We start from the raw sequence: 19,920 nt of genomic DNA, 5'->3' as shown, positions 1-19,920 counted from the left end.
TTGAAAAGCGGCCATGAAAAAAACGGGCGAGCGCCCGTTTTTATATTTGATACAGCGCCTTATAGTTAATTTGTCAGTGGGAACATTCTTGTCAGAACACAATAAGGCGCCAGCATATGGCCAGACCCAATACAGCGTTGTTGCTCACCGGTGGCGGTGCCCGCGCCGCCTATCAGGTCGGCGCACTCAAAGCGATTGCGGAGCTCTACCCGCGCAATCTCGGCATCCCTTTTCCCATCCTTTGCGGCACCTCGGCGGGGGCCATCAATGTCACCGCGCTGGCCTGCTACGCCTCCTGCTTCCATCTGGGGGTGCGCAAGCTGGAGTGGGTCTGGCGCCGCTTCGAGACTCACCACATCTTCGATTTTCACCCGGGGCGCCTGCTGTGGCGACTGATGTACGAGGGGTCGGCGGGGCTGATCAATCCCCACACCAACCACGCCTTTCACCTCTTTGACAACGCGCCGCTGCACCGCCTGCTGGATCAACTTATCGACTATCACCGCATCGATGACAACATCCTCTACGGCAGTCTGGAGGCGCTGGCCATCACGGCATCGGATTACGACGACGGCCTCTCCACCACCTTCTTTCAGGGGCGGGCCGACCATCATCCGTGGGAGCGAGCCAGACGGCGCGGGGTACGCACCGTGCTTACATCGGAGCACCTGCTCGCCTCCTCGGCTCTCCCCTTTGTCTTTCCAGCCACCCGGATCGGCGAGAAGTTCTACGGCGACGGATCTATCCACCAGCTGAGCCCGCTCAGCCCCGCCATCCATCTGGGGGCGGAGCGGATCCTGCTGATCACCCTGGATCCGCCGGCGCACTCGGCACCGACCCATCATCACGGCCATCTCACCAGCTCCAATATCGCCAGCCATCTGCTCGATACGGTCTTTACCGACACCCTCAACTCCGATCTGGAGCGGCTGTGGCGCATCAACCAGACTCTGGATCTTATCCCGGAGCGGGAGCGCAACCGCCTCAAGCTGAAGCGGGTGGAGACCTGTGTGCTGAAACCGAGTCAGGATCTCGACACCATCGCACTGGCCTACCTGCGCAAACTGCCGCTAAAGTTGCGCCGTCTGTTGCGGGTGCTGGGCGTGAAGGGAGATGAGACCAGCAGTCTGGCGAGCTTTTTGATGTTCTATCCGGGTTATTGCCAGCAGCTGATCAAGCTGGGCTATCAGGACACCCTGAGGGAGCGAGAGCGGGTCGTCGCCTTCCTCGATATCGAAGGGCTACCAAAAGAGCGGGAATAAAGGGCGCGGCCGATGAGTGCGAGGGGACTCAGCGTCCCTCCAGCAAACGCTGCTCCGCCTGCTCCATCGCCACCACGGTACCAAACAGGATCAGCCGGTCACCGGCCGCCAGCACCAGCTCGGGTCTGGGCTCCAGGCTCTGATCGCCACGCTGCACCTCCTTGATCCGCACCTCATCAAGCGGCAACTCGCGCACTTCACGGCCTACCGCCCACGCCTGATCGTGCAGCAGCAGAGGGTGGAGACGTTCAAGCAACTGATCTGCCTCCAGATTGCTGGCACTCTGATCCCCCCAGTAGAAACCGTGCAGGAAGCGATACTGGCTGCTGCGCTCCAGCTCCATCCGGCGGATAACCCGCCCGAGGGGAATATCGCAATTGACCAGCAGATGGGAGACCAGCATCAGGGCCCCTTCCTGGGATTCGGGGATCACCTCAAATGCCCCCGCCTGCTTGTACTGCTCCAGAAAACTGTCATCCCGGGTACGCACCAGCACCTTGAGATCCCCCGCCAATTCGCGGATCAGTGCCAGCATCGCCTCCACCCGCTTGCGATCATCGAAGGTGATGATCACCAGCCGCGCCCGCAGCAGCCCGGCGGCCAGCAGAATATCGCGGCGGCTGGCATCGCCGAAGGCCACCTGCTCCCCCGCCAGCTTGGCCTCGCTCACCCGCTCCGGGTCAAGATCGAGGGCCAGAAAGGGGATCTCCTCGATCTTGAGAAAGCGGGCACAGGTCTGCCCGGCCCGGCCAAACCCGGCGATGATGACATGCTGGTTTTTGCTCAGGCCCGACTGGGCGACTTCGGAGCGGGTCAGCAGCGCCGGCTCGGTCAGGCTGCGGGCCAGCGAATGGGCCTGGGTCACCAGCCAGGGGGTCATGGCGATGGAGATGATGCCGATGCCGATGAGCAGGGAGACCAGCTGCTGATCCAGCAGACCGTGGTGCAGTGCCAGTGCCAGCAGCACGAAGCCAAACTCTCCCACCTGACTGAGCATGATGCCGGCGGCCATGCTGTCGCGCTTGCGCTCCCCCATCAGCCGCCCGGCAAGCAGCACCAGCAGGGATTTGCACAGCACCAGCAATACCACGCAGATCAGCACCTGCCACCAAGCCCGCGCCACCAGCTCCCACTCCATAGCCATACCGATGGTGATAAAAAAGAGCCCCATCAACACGTCGCGAAAGGGCTTGATGTCTACCTCAAGCTGATGACGGTAGTGGGACTCCCCCAGCATCATCCCCGCCAGAAACGCCCCCAGCGCCATCGACAGCCCGAGCGAATGGGTCATGTAGGCAGCCAGCAGCGCCACCAGCAGAGCACTCAGCACGAACAACTCGTCGGAGCGGGCTCGCGCCACCTCGTGAAACAGCAGTGGCAGCAACCACTTGCCCACCGCAAGCAGAGTGAAGAGAGCAAACAGCCCCTTGAGGGTGGCCCAGGCGATCTCGGCGGCCAGCGCACTCCCCTGCACTTCCGGCTGGGCGAGGATGGGGATCATCACCAGCAGGGGCACCACCGCCAGATCCTGAAACAGCAGCACGCTCACCCCCAGCTGGGCGCGGCGGGTATGGAGCTGCTTCTGCTCGCCAAGCTGCTTGATCACCACCGCCGTCGAGGAGAGTGCCAACGTTCCCGCTACCACCAGCGACTGGGCCAGACCCAGCCCCCACCACCAGCCGATAGCGAAAAAGAGCAGTGACGTGAGCAGCACCTGCAACATCCCGACCCCCAGCACCAACCGGCGCATCGCCAGTAGTTTCGGCAGGGAGAACTCCAACCCCAGCGAGAACATCAGAAAGACGATCCCCAGCTCGGCAATGGTCTGCATGATCGACTGGCCGGTGATCACCGCCAGCCCGTGAGGGCCGAGCAAGACGCCGGCAATCAGGTAGGCGAGGATCACCGGCAAGCCGAGGCGCCGGAAAGTCGCCACCAGCAGCACGGCGGCGAACAGCAGGATCAACAGGTCGGTGTACAAATTTCCCTCTCCTTTTATCGACTTAAGCTTAGTCAGCCGATCTGGCGGGCAGGAAAGATATATTGGGCATGCCAATTGCAGGGAGGAGACAGTAGTCAGGTGTTACAGGTGGAAGACCATGGAAAATACGTCGTCACTTAATGGCTTTAGCCATGGCATCGAGCAGTGGGTTCGCCAGATGGAGCGGCTCACGCCCTTGCCCAGCGTTGAGCGCAACCAGTTGCTTGAGCAGTTGTTGGGGCAGAGCGATCTCGGCGGTTTGCTGACAACTTTTGCCGATCGTGCGGCAAGAATTGTCAGGATCCATGGCCTCTATCTCGATAGCGCCGAGCATCACGTGCTGATCCAGCACCCGCCGCAGGCCACCCTCAACCTGCACAACTATCCGTTCGAGCTGCGCGGTCAGCATGGCCAGCTGCTCGGCCAGCTTCACTACGAGCTGGAACATCCGCTGAGCGGCAGCCAGCAACGGGGACTGATGCAATACCATCAGCTGCTCTGCCTGCTGCTGCCCCTCTATCTGCGGCTGGAAAAACTGGATCAGCTGGTCCGGCTCGATCACCTGACCGGCCTTGGCAACCGCTCCTACTTTGACGAGGCTATCGGTCGCGCCATCGAGCAGCACAGCCGCGAGCCCCACGGTCTGGTGCTGGTGCTGCTGGATCTCGATCGCTTCAAGCAGATCAATGATACCTGGGGTCATCCGGTGGGGGATCTGGTGCTGAGCCGCTTCGCCCAGCTGCTCAAGGGGTGCATCCGCAGCACGGATCAAGCCTTCCGGCTCGGGGGAGATGAATTTGCCCTGCTGCTGCAACCGGCCGAACCCGAGGCGTGGCGCCCGGTCTGGCTGCGACTGCAGCATATGTTGATGACCAACAAGGAGCTCAGCACCTTCTCGGTCGGATGCAGCCTTGGCGCCGCCAGCTGGCAATCCGGGGTCGATGTGCCGAGCCTCTACGAGGCGGCCGACAGTCACCTCTACGCCCGCAAGAAAGCAGGCAAGGCCAGCCCTAACGAATAATCCCGAACTCTTCTTTGCTCCGGCACATGCGCGCCATGTGACCGGAGCTTCTTTTTTTGGGGCTAACTCCCTCTCACGCCGAGACCTCCTCAGGCAAGATCCTGCTCGGGCAAAACCGGGGCTGCACCGCTCCCCTGCCAGTGGCAGACCAGCCCGGCCCCCTGCGCCATAAAACCGTCGCAGACAAAGAGTCCCACCACCGCCGCCGCCTGCTCGCCATAGTAGAGGATGGGGATGCGCCCCCGTTGCCACGAAGGCACGCCATACTCCTGCAGCAACTTCTTCATCCGCCGACTACCGCTTCGCCCCACCGGTTTGAGGGGGATCCCGGGCGCTACCTGAAAACGCACCGAGAGCGGCTCGTCCGCTCGGGGGGAACGCAGCAGCCCCTCGCCGTGCTCCGCCATGCGCACCACCAGCTCGCCCAAACCGTCCGGCAGGGTCAGCGGCTCACCCACGGTCAGCGGCAACAGCTGATGGCAAGGTTGCAGATCAGGGCTCACCAGATAGAGTCGCTCCTGAAAACGGCGGCAGCTCTGGCGCCCCCAGTTGAGCCGGGGATTGGCATCGCCGCGCGCCAGCGCTACCTCCTGCCAGAGCCGGGCAAGCTGCTCGCGGGATGGCATCTCCCCCCCCTGACGGCGGATCCAGTAGCGCAGCAGGTTGTTGCGCCGGGTGGGTGAAAGGGCGTGCAGCGGGCCGATATGGAGCGCCTCCCCCTCACCCGCCAGCTGCCAGTCGCTCTCGGCCAACTCCTCCAGCAGCGCCTCCTGCTCGGCGCACAGGGCCATGCTGCGTGCCGCGGTCTGGGCCATGGCGGGCCAGCGCGCCTTGAGTTGGGGGATAAGCGTCTGGCGCAAAAAGTTGCGGTCATAGCTCACATCCTGATTGCTCTCATCCTCCACCCAGCCAAAGGGGAGGCTCGCCGCCGCCTCGGCCAGCTCGGCGCGACTCATATCGAGCAGCGGCCGCAGCAGCAGACCGCCAGCAAAGGGCTGGCTTGGCAAGATGCCGGCCAGACCACGCAGACCGGCGCCGCGCTTGAGGGCCAGCAGCAGGGTCTCCAGCTGATCGTCCTGATGGTGGGCGGTGAGCAGCCACTCCCCCTCCCGCATCCGGGCGGTCAGCCGCTGGTAACGGGCTGTGCGGGCCTGCGCCTCCAGACTCTCGCCATTGCCACGGGCCAGTGTTACCCGCTCCACCAGCAGCTCCACCGCCAATTGCTGACACACGGCTTCACAATGAGCGACCCACTCATCGGCATGGGGACTGAGGCCGTGGTGCACGTGCAGGGCGCGAAGCGGCAGGCTGTGCTCGCGGGCATACTGCGCCGCCAGCACCAGCAGCAGGGTGGAGTCGAGGCCGCCACTGAAGGCCACCAGCAGGCGAGTGGAACCTTCCGGTTCTGGCAGAGTCTGACAAAAGCGAGAATAAAGATGAGAAATCATAGGCTTCCCCAAAACGGACCGGCCGATCTTAGCAGAGTCGGGCTTATCAAGCTGCAACCCTGCTGCTAGAGTGAGGCTCGCCCGCCCTCTCCACCAGGCTAGCCGCAAGGCGGTCGCACAACCGGTTGGAGCAAGGAAGATGGGCAGGGAAGCAAACAATCGGAATTGGAATCAAACAAGATGAACAATAAGAAAAGCTTACTGGCCGGCCTGATTGGACTGGCACTGCTGGCTGGCTGCAGTCAGGCACCGCAAGACGCCCCCAAACACTCCGGGCTGGCGCTGGCCAATATGGACACCCAGGTCAAACCCGGCGATGACTTCTTCCGCTACGTCAATGGCAAGTGGCTCGCCACCGCCAAGATACCCGACGATCGCCCCGCCGATGGCGCCTTCTACATGCTGCGGGACAAATCCCTCGCCGATGTGCGGGTACTGGCCGAGGGGCTGGCCAAGCAGGAGGCCGCCACCGGCACGCCGACCCAGCAGATCCGCGATCTCTACGCCAGCTATCTGGATCAGGCTAGCCGTGACATCAAAGGGCTCACCCCGCTGGCACCGGCGCTGGCCGATATCGACCGGATCGATGATCAGGCTGCGCTGGCCCGCGCCTTTGCCCAGTCGGGCCGCATGGGCGGCGGCGCGCCGTTCGGCATCTGGATCGACGCCGATGCCAAGTCTCCCGACCGCTATGCGGTCTACCTCTATCAGGGGGGACTGGGGCTGCCGGATCGGGACTACTACCTCAAGCAGGATCCCGAGAGTCAGGCCCTGCGCCAGAAGTACCAGCAGCATATCGCCGCCATGCTGAACCGCCTCGGGGAATCTGACCCGAGCGGCAAGGCCAAACGGATTCTGGCCCTCGAAACCCGGCTCGCCACCATCCAGTGGGACAACGTGGCCCTGCGGGATCGGGAGAAGAACTACAACAAGCGCCCCGCCAGCGAACTGGCACGGCTCGCCCCCCATCTCGACTGGCAGGCTTATCTCAATGCCGCGGGCATTGCTGGTCAGCCGGAGCTCATCATCGGCCAGCCGACCTATCTGAGCGCGTTGGATCAGGTGATGGCCCAGACCCCCATCGCCGACTGGCAGGCCTACCTCAAGTGGCAACTGCTGACCGACTACGCCCCCTATCTCGACAGCGAGACCGACCGCGCCAACTTCGCCTTCTACGGCACCACATTGAGCGGCACGCCCAAGCAGCGCGCCAGCTGGGAGCGGGCGCTCGGGGTGCTGAACGATCATCTGGGTGAAGCGGTCGGCCAGCTCTATGTGGCTCGCTACTTCCCGCCAGCGGCCAAGGAGCGGATGGAGCAGCTGGTGGAGAACCTGCGCACCGCCTACGGCCAGAGCATCAAGGAACTCGACTGGATGTCGCCCGAGACCAAGGCGCAGGCTCTCGAGAAGCTGGCCAAGTTCCGCCCCAAGATCGGCTACCCCGACAAGTGGAAAGATTACAGCGCCATCACCATCAAACCGGATGATCTGGTGGGCAACCTGCAACGCTCGCAAGCCTTTGAATATGCAGACAGTCTGGCGCGCCTCGGCAAGCCGGTCGACCGGGACGAGTGGCACATGTCGCCGCAAACGGTGAACGCCTACTACAACCCGAGCAACAACGAGATCGTCTTCCCTGCGGCCATTTTGCAGCCCCCCTTCTTCGACATGACAGCGGATGATGCGGTCAACTACGGCGCCATCGGCGGGGTGATCGGTCACGAGATGGGCCACGGTTTTGATGATCAGGGGGCCAAATCCGATGGTGACGGCATGATGCGCGACTGGTGGACGCCGCAGGATCTCAAGGAGTTCCGCTTCCGCACCAGCCGGCTGGTGGCCCAGTACAACCGCTTCGAGCCCATCAACGGCCAGTTCGTCAACGGCCAGTTTACCCTGGGGGAGAACATCGGTGATCTGGGTGGCCTAACCATCGCCCACAAGGCCTACGAGTTGTCACTGGATGGCAAGGAGGCGCCGGTGCTGGATGGCTTCACCGGCGAACAGCGCTTCTTCCTCGGCTGGGCGCAGGTGTGGAAGGGGATGTATCGCCCCGAGCTGATGCAGATGCTGCTGCGCTCCGACCCCCACTCGCCGCCCGAGTACCGGGTCAACGGCGTGGTGCCGAACATTCCCGCCTTCTACGAGGCATTCAACATCCAGCCGGGGGACAAGCTCTATCTGCCGCCCCAGAAGCGGGTGAAGATCTGGTAATGATAAAAAAGCAGGGCCCAATCATGGGCCCTGATACAAAAGAGAAAAATATGAACAAGATGCTTCTGGCTCTGGGACTTCTTTCCCTATATGCGAGTGCTACTGAAGCTTGGGCTAGTACCATCAAACAGCGAGAGTGCTATCCCTCACAGGATCTTCGTATTTGTCTGTATCAGGATTCTCGCGTTGCATCGGATCCAAATGCGGGTTTTTATTCTGAAGCAGAAGGCCCTTGGGAACCACCTCTGGTCAACGCAGAAATACGCATTTTTGGTACAAACAATGAACAGCTTGCTCGATTGAAAGTATTTCGTTTAGCAAAAATCAGTCCTACCAAGTTGGTGGATCAAACAAAACCAGTATTTCTTCTGGATGAAGATCGCTCTATGGGAGCCGGAGGATTTAATGGTGTGGAATCACGACCTTTTACTGCATCACCCAAAGGCATCCATTTTTTACCGCTAAAAGGATCTGAGATAAACAAAACATGGACACTTTTATCAGCACTCAGGGCTAATTGGCGCGAAGTTCCCTCCGGTTTTTTGGTAGTAAGTTCTTTCCCTGATATCCCTAAACAAGGTGAGTGGGATGGCGAGTCGACCAAAACCACATTTAGCAGACTAACTCTCGACAAAGGCATATTTACTATTTCAAGTAGAAGCGAACCCATATATTGGGAAAGTGAAAGTGATTTTCCAGAAGAACAGTTGTTTCCAAAGTAGTGAACTCAAGAAAAAAATGAATACCTTTCATCCAAATAGCCAACACATGACAGGAGCTGCCATGAACCGAGCATTATTATTTCTTTTGGTTATTGGTACATCAGTTCAAGCCGAAGAGGGATTTAGCAAGCAACTGCCCCTCCCCTCCGGGCAGGTGATCCGGGTGGCGCAGGGGGTGGGTGAGCCCGCCTCCATCGGCAGCTATGACGTGCGGCTCTACTCGGGCCAGAACGCCCAATTTCCACTGGATGAGTTTCAGGATGGCAAAGTGATGGCCCGCAACGGCTTTATCCGGGAGCTGAAACTGGTCGATTTGAATGGCGACAAACAGCCCGAGCTGGTGGTCATCATCGAGAGCGCTGGCAGCGGCAGCTATCAGGATGCCGATGCCTACACCGTCAGCCCGCAAGGGGAGCTGGAGATCTTCAATCAGGTCAAGGAGCTGGAGCCCAAAGAGGATGTGGTCAAGGCGCTCAAAAGCCCGCAAGACTAAGCCCTCTCCCCGAATATGAAATATAAAAAGCCCTGATGATCAGGGCTTTGTTGTTTCTGCTGTTGGCGTAACCAGCTCAGAGGCGGGTCGCCCGAATGGAGACCTGCGGCAGCGCCATCTCGTGCTGGGCAGCCACCAGTTGCAGCTCGTAAGCCCCCGCCAGCCAGGTCCGGGCCAGCACGGCATCAACGCTGGCGTTGGTAAGCTCGAACGCCGCGACCGGGGTACAACCGGCCAGCAGATTGGCCAGCATGGTGGCGCTCAGCAGATCCCCCACCCCGATGGGGTGGCGAACAAAAGGGTAGAGCGGGCGGGAGAGGTGAAAAGTCCCCTCCTCGCACACCAGCAACATTTCGAAGCGGTCCATGGCAAAACCTGCCTTGCCCAGATGCTTGACCATCACCAGCTTGACCTCTTGCGCGCGCAGCTGCTGGCACGCCTCGATGGCCTCCGGCACATTGCGGATATCGCGGCCGGTGAGCTGTTCCAGCTCCAGCAGATTGGGGGCCAGCATATCGGCACAGGCCAGTGCCCTGGTTTTCAGAAAATCGGCGACGCCGGGTGCCACTATGCACCCCTTGTCAGGGTGACCCATCACGGGGTCACAAAAATAGAGGGCGGCCGGATTGAGCGCCTTGAGCCGGGCCACCGCCGCCAGGATCTCCTCCCCCTGTTCGGCCGAGCCGAGGTAGCCGCTCAGCAGCGCATCGCACTCGGCCAGCACGCCGATCTCCGCCAGACCGTTCACCAGCTGACGGATATGACCGCCGGGCATCACCATCCCCTGCCAGCCTTCACGGTATTGGGTGTGGTTGGAGAACTGCACCGTGTTCATCGGCCACACCTCGATCCCGAGGCGACGCATGGGAAAAACGGCGGCGCTGTTGCCGGCACAGCCAAAGACTACGTGGGATTGAATGGAGAGCACTCGCTTCATGATTGGCGACTCACGCAATAAGAACAGGAATTCCGGAGGGAAAAACGGGCCTTGCGGCCCGTTGTTGTCACTTTCGACTGTTGTCACTGTCGATTAACGCAGCACCTTGACGGTGTAGCTGCCATCGGCCTGACGATAGAGGCCGTGGATGTCGGTCTCGAAACCCGGGTAGTGGGCACCGATCTCGCACAGCATCTCGAGGAACTCGAGCACCGGCAGAGAATCCTGGGTCACCATCTCGCCCGGCAGTACCAGCGGTACTCCCGGCGGGTACGGCAGGATCATGTTGGCGCTGATGCGGTCAACCATGTCACGCAACGGCACCTCTTCCAGATTGCCTGCCAGCTCTTGCTGCCATGCAGCGTGCGGGGTCATCTTCATCTCCGGCAGCACATCGAACGCCTTGAACATCAGCTCCGGCAGACGGTATTTGCAGGTCAGATCGTGGATGCTCTGGGCCAGCTCCTGAATGCGCATCCCTTCGTAGAAGCTCGGGTCTTCACGATAGAGGCTCGGCAGGATGTTCTTGATGGTCAGGTTCAGGTCGTAGCCACGCTTGAACTCGGTCAGGGCGCGCAGCAGCTGCATCGCCTTGGACTGATCGATACCGATGGAGAAGAGGAACAGCATGTTGTAAGGACCGGTCTTCTCGACCACGATGCCGCGCTCGTCCAGGAACTTGGAGACCAGAGAGGCAGGGATGCCCTTCTCCAGCAGCTGGCCGTCACGACCCATACCCGGGGTCAGCAGGGTGACCTTGATCGGATCTAGGTACATGTGGTTGTCATCGATGTCCTTGAAGCCGTGCCAGTCATCTTTCGGATCCAGCTTCCAGCACTCGACGGTGTCGATGTTGTCCGGCTGCCATACGTCGAAGAACCAGCCTTCGCTCTGATCACGCAGACGCTTGATCTCTTTGCGGAAGGAGATGGCGCGATCGATGGAGTCCTTGATCAGACGCTTGCCGGTGTTGCCACGCATCATGGCGGCAGAGATCTCGGTCGATGCCACAATGCCGTACTGCGGCGAGGTGGAGGTGTGCATCATGAAGGCTTCGTTGAAGGTCTCTTCCTCCACGTCCCCCTTGATGTGGATCATCGAGGCCTGAGAGAAGGCCGCCAGCAGCTTGTGGGTGGACTGGGTTTCGTAGAACACCTTGCCCGGCATCGCTTCACCGCTCATGCCGCACTTGCCTTCATAGATCGGGCTGAAGTTGGTGTAAGGCACCCAGGCACTGTCGAAGTGGATGTAAGGAGTATCCAGCGCTTCCTTGATGAAACCGGTGTTGTAGAGCAGGCCATCATAGGTGGAGTTGGTGACGACGGCGTAACGGGGAGCCTGGGCACCCGGTGTCGCGGCAACCTTGGCAGCGATGGTGTCGCGGCTGAATTCGCTCTGCGGGATACCACCCAGAATGCCGTAGGCGTTGCGGGTCGGACGGAAGTAGATCGGCGTCACGTCGTTCATCATCATCAGGTGAGTGAGCGACTTGTGGCAGTTACGGTCAACCAGCACTGTGCTGCCGGCCGGCGCGGAGTACATGCCGACGATCTTGTTGGCAGTGGAGGTGCCGTTGGTAACGATGTAGGAGCGATCGGCGTTGAAGGTACGGGCGATGTACTCTTCGGCTTCCTTGTGCGGACCTGAGTGATCCAGCAGGGAGCCCAGCTCCGGCATGGAGATGGAGACATCAGCCTTGAACGCGTTCGGGCCATAGAAGTCATAGAAGATGCTGCCGGCCGGGCTCATCTGGAAGGCGGTACCGCCCATGTGACCCGGAGTACAGAAGGTGTATTTACCCTCTTCCACGTACTTGAACAGTGCCTTGGTGAACGGCGGCAGGATGGCGTCCTGATACTCCTGAGTGGCCTGACCCATCTTGAGGGCGATGTCGTCAGCCATACCGAGACGGTACTCGAAGAAGTGCACGTTCAGACGCAGGTCGGTCAGGTGAATATCCAGGGTGGACTGGTCGTTGGCGAAGGCGAAGATCGGCAGCTTCTCGTTGCGATCGTGGATCTCCTTGCACAGACCCAGGGAGTATTTGTCCCAGTCGAAGATGGCGCCGCAAACGCGGGGGTTCTTCTCAATCAGTTTCAGCAGGTCGGCGACGTCGACCGGATAAACAACCTCGAAACCCTTGCGCTCGAGGGAGGCTTGCAGCTGGCGAATGGGTTCTTCTTTAAAGAAAACGCCCAGGTGGTTGAGGATGGCAATGATATTCATCGTAATGCTCCACACGTAAAGGGGCGCTCTCCATCAGGGATGGTGAGTGAAGAGCGCTCGGAAGATAAAAGGGGGAATCAGTTGCTGGGCTGTTCGCTCAGCAGGGCATCGTGCTGACGCAGACCCTGTTTTTTGGCGTAGAACATCAGGATGATGAGCGACACCACGAAGGTAGCGGTGAGGTTGGAACCCTTGGCACCCATCAGGGCTACCAGACAGAAGACACAGGCCACACCGGAGAAGATCATGGCGCCGATGCTGCGGGAGGTCATGCCTTCAAAACGGATCAGGTTAATGCTGGAGTAGAAGTAGGGCAGCATGGTCAGCAGCACCGCATCTGTGGTCAGCACGTTGAAGAGATCGGCAGCGTGAGCGGACTGGGAGGTGAAGGCGGTCAGGCCAACCATCAGGGCAGTCATCTTGAGGGAGCCCAGGATCAGACCCTTCTTGGCCACGCCGTTCTTGTCCACTTCGCCGTAGATTTTCGGGAAGTTGCCGTCGTTGGCGGCACGCTTGCCCGCCTCGCCTACCAGCATCATCCAGGAACCGAGCGAGGTGAAGCAGGCCAGAGCGGTGAAGGCAGAAACAAACGGCGCAGACCAGCTACCGAAGATGGCGGAAGAGGCCATGGCAAACGGGGCGCCGGAGGCAGCCACTTCACCAGCCGGGAACATGCCGCTGATCACCTGGGTAGAGAGGATGTAGATAACACCCGCGATACCGGTACCCAGCATGGTAGCGAGCGGTACGGTGCGCTTGGGGTTCTTCACCATGCCGGAAGAGACGGCGGCAGATTCAACACCGACGAAGGACCAGAGGCAGATCAGCACGGCACTGATGACCGCATGCAGGTCGCTACCGCTGGTGGTGTTCCAGTTCTGGCTGTAGACGGTGGCATCAAAATGACCCCAACCCATCACCGCAGTACCGACAACCGGCAGCAGGATCAGCACCAGACCCAGAGTACAGAGTCGGCTCACCCAACTACCGCCAAGCAGGTTGACGAAAGTGAAGATCCAGACGGCAGCGATGGTGGCTGCGGCGGCCGGAATTGGGCTATTGAGAATGGGGAAGAAGACCGAGAGGTAGGAGACGCCGGTAATGGCGATTGCCAGGTTACCGATCCAGTTGGCGTGGTAATAAAGCACACCGGTCTGGAAACCGAACACCGGAGAGATCTCGCCAGCGTAAGCAATGGGGCCACCCTCTTGCGGGTTCTTGGTAGCCAGGCGGGCGAAGACAAAGGCGAGGCCCATGGCGCCTACCAGACAGATTGCCCAGCTAAAGACAGAGATGGAGCCGATGGTGGCCAGTGCCGAAGGCAGCAGCGCGATGCCACTCCCCATCATGTTGCCGGCCACCACACCTGTACAGGCGATAAGGCCAATCTTCTTGCTCGTATCTAGGGACATAAGATCTCCGGTTCTATAAAAGGTCGGGTCGTCACATACACATTTGGCGGAACGCCCCGCCAAAGAATGGGCACAGACTAGGCCTCTCATCCCCGGAAAACATAAAGACCAGCTAACGGATAAAAATATGAGGCAACTTTTTTCGCCGCCTCGTCACTTTTGATAAAAACCATTTAAAAACAGTGGATTGACATCACATCACACAGCCATCTTGATAAAACCTTGATATCCTTCCGCCCAATTTTTTCCCCTTGATAACCCCCTTATCTCGCCGTCTTGATATTTTTGACCAGATAAACCCGGGATAAAGCAGCTCCCATTGCACCCCCTGCCCTTGCGGCCATTTGGAAGCCCTGCAGACCATCACCCTGAGTGGCCGATCACCTCCTGCTTTCCCCTTCGCTCGGCTCATCACAATCCAGACTCAGAGGTAAAGCGCAACGGCGATAACCGGTAAGCAATGAGAAATGGGTCGTGGCAGACAGCTTATCCCGCCGCCAACCATGAGCAGATGTCACAAGCTGCGTGCACGGCGTGAAGCCGAACAAACGCGAGTGCTGCGAATGCCGCGGGCAAGACAAAGGAAAATGGGGATAGTGGGGAGCTGCGGGGGATAAATCATGACTCACCAGAGCGACTATCCCCGGTGGCAAAGAAGCAGGATTGAGACAAGCAGAAACCGCACAGGCCGCCCGAAGGCAGCCTGTGGATGGGGTCGGCAACCGCGCGCCGACCGGGGGAAAACCAAACTGCGGTGTTAAAAGAGCTTCACCTTGCTCTGGCCCAGCGCATTGAACAGGGCTGGGGTGAGGCTCTCCATATTACTGTAGAAACCGAGCTGCTGGCAGAGCAGATAGGTCTGCTCGGTCGCCTCCATCAGGAAGGCCTGACTGTAGGCATCACCCGCAGCCTCGGGACGACCGTCCAGCTCCGCCAGCTTGCCCTGCAGTATGTAATAGAGCACCGAGCGGCCGCGACTCGCCGCCTTCTCCAGCAGATAGTTGGCCTGCTGTTGCTGGCCGTTGAGGATCGCCTGCAGGGTCAACGCCTCCCACACCCGGGCTGGCAGGGCGCCGCTGTTTTGCACCACGCTGGCGAGATGGGTGCCAATCCCCTGCAGCCGCTCGCTCTCGGATTTGCCCGCAAGGGTGGCCAGCGCCTCGCCAGCCAGATAGCGCTCTGCCAACAGCAGCGGCTGATCCGGATGGGCAATCAGCGCCTGCTCCAGCAGATCGATGCCGCGCTTGAGGGCGACCGGATCCCGGCTGTTGATGTAGTACTGCGCCTCCATCATCGCCATCAGGGAGGCATCATCGGTCGGCCAACCCATCCCCGGCTCGGCATCGGGTTGGTCGAGGGCGCGCAGCAGATCCTGGCTGCTGGCCTGCAACACGCCGTGCACACTGTGGCGACTGAGTTGGTACTGATGGCTGAACAGCACCCGGTTGGTATTGATATTGCGATACTCCAGATCGAGATAGGTGCCGCGCGGCTGGCGGGTGACACGCACACTCAGCTCCTTGCCGGGCATGATGCCCCCCATCAGAGTGGTGGCGCCGTACTGCACCCGTAGCGGCGTAGCCACCGCCACCTCCCCCATCAGGGCTCGGGTAATGCCATCGGCGAGGCGCACGTTCTCGTTGTTGTCATCCATGCCGGAGTGAAAGCGGAACACCAGCAGATTGGGATCCAGCATGGAGTGTACCTGGGGGCTGGTGTGCTGGTAGCTGAGCATGCTGACAATGGCGATCAGCACGATGGCAACGAAGATATCGAAACTCACCATCTTCCAGCGGCTGCGAGCATCCTTGGCATGGGTGGAGATGGCGCGGGTCAGGGGCCCGGCGGGAAAAGGGGCGACATTGGGCTGTGCATCATCATCCTGCTCAGCCGCGGGCGGGCTCAGATCGGAGAGCGTCGGGTTGTCGGAGAGAGCGGTATTGACCGCGGACTGCTCGTCCGCCATCACCACGGAAACCACCGGCAGCGGCCTTACCGGTGCCACCAGCTTGTAGCCGCGCTTGGGCACGGTGACGATATAGTCGGTCGCATCGGTGCGACCATCTTTGAGGATCTTGCGCAGTTCGAAGATGGACTGGGTCACCACCTGATCGGTCACCTCGGCGCCATCCCACACCTCGTTGATCAAGGCATCGCGGCCAAACACAGTGCCGGCATTATGGGCCAGAAACCGCAACAGATTGACCAGTCTGGGTTCGAGGTAGACCTCGCGGTCGGGGCGACACAACATGTTGTCGTCAACGCTCAGGGTCCAGTCGTGGATCTCAAAAACCGATTCGCTCATGATTCACTCGCTGCAGATGGTGACAATGCACGATGAGAGAGACGCAAAACCCGGGCTGACTGAACGGAACAAGGCGCTATCACCACAGGTGACAGATAAAAAGAGAACCGAAGCAATCACATCTCTGAGAGTCAGTCTGGCCAGGCCATCCTGTTTACGTCTGAAGGGCATCCTTGCGGGCATTCCGACCACCGGGATCGGAAGGGAGCACTTTAAGCAAAACGGGAGCTGGATCCCACTTTTTTTGGCTATAAATCGCCGTTGAGTTGATCCGACACCGCACTTTTCGGCAAATAGCGTGCCAACTAGTATTCATATGAACATCCCATATGCCGGAATCAAAAAGCCCTGAACATCAGGGCTTTCTCATTTCTTCGACCATCGGGGAGACGTTACTTCGCCAGCGGGAGCGCATCCTGCTGACGACTGCGGCGCAGATGACGCCGCCACAACGAGAAGCCGCCGTAGCCAAGACTGAGCACCACCGCATAGAGCCCCTGAGTGGCGAGCGCCACCAGCACCAGAGCGCAGAGTAGCACGCTTATCCCCGCCAGCCCCTTGCCCACCCCGCCGAGCAGACGCCAGCCCGCCGCCATGCAGAGCAGGTAGACCAGCACGAAGTTGCCGTTGGCGTAGCGGATCAGCTCATCGAGCGGCAGTCGCAGCCAGATGATGAGGGTGATGCAGAGCAGACAGATGGCGAGCACCAGACCGAGCGCCCGCAGCGGCGCGCCGCGCGCGGTGAGCACGGCCAGCGAGGGGGGCAACTTGCCTTCCCGCGCCATGCTCCAGATCAGCCGGGCAAAGCCCTGAATGTAGATGTTGATGCTGGCAAAGCAGGAGAGGTAGCCGAGCACCGCCACCAGCCACTTGGCGGTGGGGCCGAACAGCAGCGCCAGCAGGGAGGGGATGGCGGTGGCGTTTTTCGCCTCATCGCCGTAGAGGCCATATTTGAGCACCACCAGCGAGTGCACCCAGTAGATAAGCCCCGCCAGCAGCACCCCGCCGAGCAGGGCAATGGGGTAGTCCCGCTCCGGCCGCTTGAACTCCTCCCCCATATGGGCGAAGGCTTCCAGCCCGACGAAACACCAGAACATCACCGCCAGCGCGGTAGCCATAAAGGGCCACTCGTCCGCGCTCGGCAGCGGCCGGGCCGCATCGCGCCAGCTCACCTCCCCCTTGAACCAGATAAGCAGGGTGAGCCCCAGAATGGCGAGCGCAATCAGCAGTTGCAGGTTGCCGGAAGATCGCGCCCCACGCAGCCCCAGCAGAAAGACCCCGAGCAGGGTGAGCAACTGGATGGCCCAGAGGGTCCACTCCCCCATCTCGAACAGGGCATGCCAGAAACCGGCGGCAATCATCAGGGCGGCAGGCAGCCCCACCGGCAGCACCGCCAGAAACAGAAAGGCGGAGAAGCGCTCGGCGCCGTTGCCAAAAGCAAGGCCAATCAGGTGCGGCGCACCGCCCGCATGGGGATAGCGACGACCGAGGCGAGCGAAGGTAAAGGCGATGGGCAGCACCAGCGCAATCAGCAGCAACCAGGCCCAGAGCGAGGCCCCACCCGCCAGCGAGGCGGCAGTCGCCGGTACCACGAAGATCCCGGTGCCGAGCAGCGAGGTGGCGAGCAGCCCCATCCCCTGCCAGAGCCCGAGATCCTTTTTCAACCCAGACATATCCTTTTGTCCTGACTAAAAAAACATCCCGCCATGTTAGGCTTGCCCCGCCCCTTTGTTAAGCACGGCAGCGAGAATATGCAGCCTTTTATTCAGGCTCGGACTCAGCTTGCAGGAATTCGGCCAGAAAATCCCCCAGCAGGGTGATTTTGAGCACCTGCCGCCGCGCCGCTGGATAGATGAAGTAGAGGATCTTGGCCGGGCTCTGATAGCGGCCAAGCAGCGGCAGCAGACGCCCTGCAGCGATATGCTCACGCACCTGTTCGGCGGGCTGTAAGGTGATGCCAGCCCCCGAGAACGCAGCCGTCAACAAGGCTGGCCAGTGATTGATGCGCAGGCGCGAGGCGACCCGCACCTCCTCGCTCTGGCCATCCTCCCCGACAAACTTCCAGCGCTCGTGCTCCCCCCAGTTGCCGTGCAGGCACTGGTGGCGAGCGAGATCGGCCGGATGACGGGGTACGCCGTGACGATTGAGGTAGTCGGGGGCCGCGCAGAGGCGGTAGTGCTGGGTCAGCAGCGGACGGGCGATCAGCGCCTCATCCTGCGGGCGCAGGGTGCGGATGGCGGCATCGAACCCCTCCTCCACCAGATCGACCCAGCGGGGGGTGAGCTGCAGATCCACCTCCAGCTTGGGATAACGGTCGAGAAAAGCGGGCAACAGCGGCACCAGCCGGTGGTGGCCAAAACTGAGGGGGGCGGCGATGCGCAGCCGTCCGGCCGGCTCGGCCAGCAGGTTCTGGGTGAGTGACTCGGTCAGAGCCAGCTCCTCCAGCACCCGCTGGCAACGAGCGAGAAAGAGCTGGCCCAGTTCGGTCAGGGTCTGCTGGCGGGTGGTCTTGTGAAACAGCTTGCCCCCCAGCCACTGCTCCAGCCCCAGCACATGCTTGCCCACCATCTGGGCGCTGATCCCCTCTTCGCTCGCCACCGCGCTGTAGGAGCCGAGATCCACCACCCGGGTGAAGATACGCATGCTGGTCAATCGGTCCACAACCCCTCCTTTTTGCCCTTTTCAAGGCCATTTGGCCCGCGACCAGGGCCCTGATTCACAACCTAAAGTTTAGTAATAAATGAATTCTAGCCAATTTATTCAACCTTTAGTTACCAATACAGTGATGCCGTCCCTTCCCCACAGGATAACTTCCCATGAAAAGCACCTATCTGGCCGCCCTGCTGGTCGGTCTGCTGGCCAGCGGCGCCAGTCAGGCTGCCGAGAGCAGCTTTATCAGCAACCACGACCATGCCCCTGCCTCAGCAACTCAAGCCCGGCACGATATCTTTCGGGTCAGCCTGCTCGGCACCGGCACTCCGGTACCCCAGATCAGCCGGGGCGGTTACAGCACCCTGGTCGAAGCGGGCAACCAGAAGCTGGTGTTCGATTTTGGCCGCAACTCCGCCACTCGCCTGTGGCAGCTGCATATCCCCATCGGCCGGGTCAACGCCTTCTTCCTCACCCACTTTCACTCCGACCACACCAACGGGCTGGCGGATCTCTGGCTGACCGGCTGGCTGCAACCGGCCTATGGCCAGCGCCACGCGCCGATGGAACTCTACGGCCCCAAAGGCACCACAGCTCTCGCCCGTGGCTTGCAGCAGGCCTACGCCACCGACATCGCCACCCGGGTCAAGGATGAGGGAACGCCGCTGGACGGGGTGGAGATCAACAGCCACGAGGTCACCGCCGGGGTGGTCTACAACCATGACGGGGTCAAGGTAACCGCCTTTGACAACGACCACGGGGTCAACATCAAGCCGTCATTCGGCTATCGCATCGACTACCACGGCCACAGCGTGGTGCTCTCCGGCGATACCCGCTACAGCCCCGAAGTGGTGAAGCAGGCCAAAGGGGCCGACCTGCTGGTGCACTGCGTCTCCATGACCTCTGCCGAGCAGATGAAGGCCAACCCCGGCTACAAGGCGATCGCCGGTCACCTCGCCTCCCCTGAGCAGGCGGCCCGGGTAATGAACGAAGCCAAACCGGCGCTGACGGTATTCAGCCATATCGGCCTCAACGGCAAGATCAGGGTCAAAGATCTGGCGCAGGATCTGCGCGCCCGCTACTCGGGCCCCTTTGTCATCGGCAACGACCTGATGCAGATTGATCTACCCACCACTGCCTCTGGCAAGGGCTATGCCCTCTGGCAGTCGGAGAATATCGACAACAAATAGATGGCACGGATGCCGGTCAGCCATGGTCGGCATCCGCAATCGACACCGGGGGCTATCTTT

General features: G+C 60.7%; 14 protein-coding genes. 6 read left to right on the top strand and 8 right to left on the bottom strand.

The features are described 5' to 3' along the window. Positions 1–116 precede the first annotated feature (116 nt). A complete protein-coding gene (locus VF684_RS20145; protein WP_005347843.1) occupies positions 117–1,262 on the top strand; it encodes a patatin-like phospholipase family protein in 1,146 nt (381 codons plus the stop codon). Between the two features lie 28 nt (positions 1,263–1,290). On the opposite strand, the gene VF684_RS20140 is transcribed toward VF684_RS20145, so the two are convergent. Further along, on the bottom strand, positions 1,291–3,243 hold the full coding sequence (locus tag VF684_RS20140) for a cation:proton antiporter domain-containing protein (protein ID WP_376898830.1): 1,953 nt from the start codon (positions 3,241–3,243) through the stop codon (positions 1,291–1,293). Positions 3,244–3,361: 118 nt separating this feature from the next. Here VF684_RS20140 and VF684_RS20135 point away from each other — a divergent pair, with 118 nt between their 5' ends. Next, positions 3,362–4,264 (top strand): GGDEF domain-containing protein, encoded by a 903-nt coding sequence (locus tag VF684_RS20135; protein WP_376898832.1) that lies wholly within the window; start codon positions 3,362–3,364, stop codon positions 4,262–4,264. An 89-nt stretch (positions 4,265–4,353) separates the two neighbouring features. On the opposite strand, the gene tilS is transcribed toward VF684_RS20135, so the two are convergent. After that, complete coding sequence (tilS, locus tag VF684_RS20130) at positions 4,354–5,712, bottom strand: tRNA lysidine(34) synthetase TilS (protein WP_201915093.1); 1,359 nt, start codon at positions 5,710–5,712, stop codon at positions 4,354–4,356. A gap of 180 nt (positions 5,713–5,892) precedes the next feature. Between tilS and VF684_RS20125 the strand changes: the two genes are divergently transcribed. The 3 genes from VF684_RS20125 (at position 5,893) to VF684_RS20115 (ending at position 9,141) form a co-directional block, all read left to right on the top strand. Continuing rightward, positions 5,893–7,926, top strand: coding sequence for a M13 family metallopeptidase (locus VF684_RS20125; protein ID WP_376898836.1), 2,034 nt, complete (start codon positions 5,893–5,895; stop codon positions 7,924–7,926). A 50-nt stretch (positions 7,927–7,976) separates the two neighbouring features. Beyond that, positions 7,977–8,648, top strand: coding sequence for a hypothetical protein (locus VF684_RS20120; protein WP_323924007.1), 672 nt, complete (start codon positions 7,977–7,979; stop codon positions 8,646–8,648). Between the two features lie 61 nt (positions 8,649–8,709). Further along, the gene (locus VF684_RS20115; protein ID WP_323924008.1) at positions 8,710–9,141 is read left to right on the top strand and encodes a PliI family lysozyme inhibitor of I-type lysozyme; all 432 of its coding nucleotides are present in this window, start codon (positions 8,710–8,712) and stop codon (positions 9,139–9,141) included. 76 nt (positions 9,142–9,217) lie between these two features. Here the strand turns inward: VF684_RS20115 and pdxY are convergent, their stop codons facing one another. The 6 genes from pdxY to VF684_RS20085 form a co-directional block, all read right to left on the bottom strand. Beyond that, a complete protein-coding gene (gene pdxY, locus VF684_RS20110) occupies positions 9,218–10,078 on the bottom strand; it encodes a pyridoxal kinase PdxY (RefSeq protein WP_376898838.1) in 861 nt (286 codons plus the stop codon). 93 nt (positions 10,079–10,171) lie between these two features. Continuing rightward, on the bottom strand, positions 10,172–12,304 hold the full coding sequence (locus VF684_RS20105; RefSeq protein ID WP_236347354.1) for a lysine decarboxylase CadA: 2,133 nt from the start codon (positions 12,302–12,304) through the stop codon (positions 10,172–10,174). A 77-nt stretch (positions 12,305–12,381) separates the two neighbouring features. Then, a complete protein-coding gene (cadB, locus tag VF684_RS20100) occupies positions 12,382–13,716 on the bottom strand; it encodes a cadaverine/lysine antiporter (RefSeq protein ID WP_005338486.1) in 1,335 nt (444 codons plus the stop codon). Positions 13,717–14,473: 757 nt separating this feature from the next. After that, complete coding sequence (gene cadC / locus VF684_RS20095; RefSeq protein WP_376898840.1) at positions 14,474–16,021, bottom strand: lysine decarboxylation/transport transcriptional activator CadC; 1,548 nt, start codon at positions 16,019–16,021, stop codon at positions 14,474–14,476. A gap of 392 nt (positions 16,022–16,413) precedes the next feature. Further along, entirely contained in the window at positions 16,414–17,694 is a 1,281-nt protein-coding gene (yjeH, locus tag VF684_RS20090) for an L-methionine/branched-chain amino acid transporter (protein ID WP_376898842.1), read from the bottom strand. An 88-nt stretch (positions 17,695–17,782) separates the two neighbouring features. Beyond that, entirely contained in the window at positions 17,783–18,682 is a 900-nt protein-coding gene (locus VF684_RS20085) for a LysR family transcriptional regulator (protein WP_376898844.1), read from the bottom strand. 155 nt (positions 18,683–18,837) lie between these two features. Between VF684_RS20085 and VF684_RS20080 the strand changes: the two genes are divergently transcribed. Further along, entirely contained in the window at positions 18,838–19,860 is a 1,023-nt protein-coding gene (locus VF684_RS20080; RefSeq protein ID WP_245131571.1) for an MBL fold metallo-hydrolase, read from the top strand. The last annotated feature ends 60 nt before the right edge of the window (positions 19,861–19,920 follow it).

This window comes from Aeromonas sp. Lyrl_2, assembly GCF_051948815.1.
Classification (GTDB): Bacteria; Pseudomonadota; Gammaproteobacteria; order Enterobacterales; family Aeromonadaceae; genus Aeromonas; species Aeromonas veronii.
Note: the sequence above shows the minus strand (reverse complement) of the source record. Positions and strands in the feature narration are given on the sequence as shown.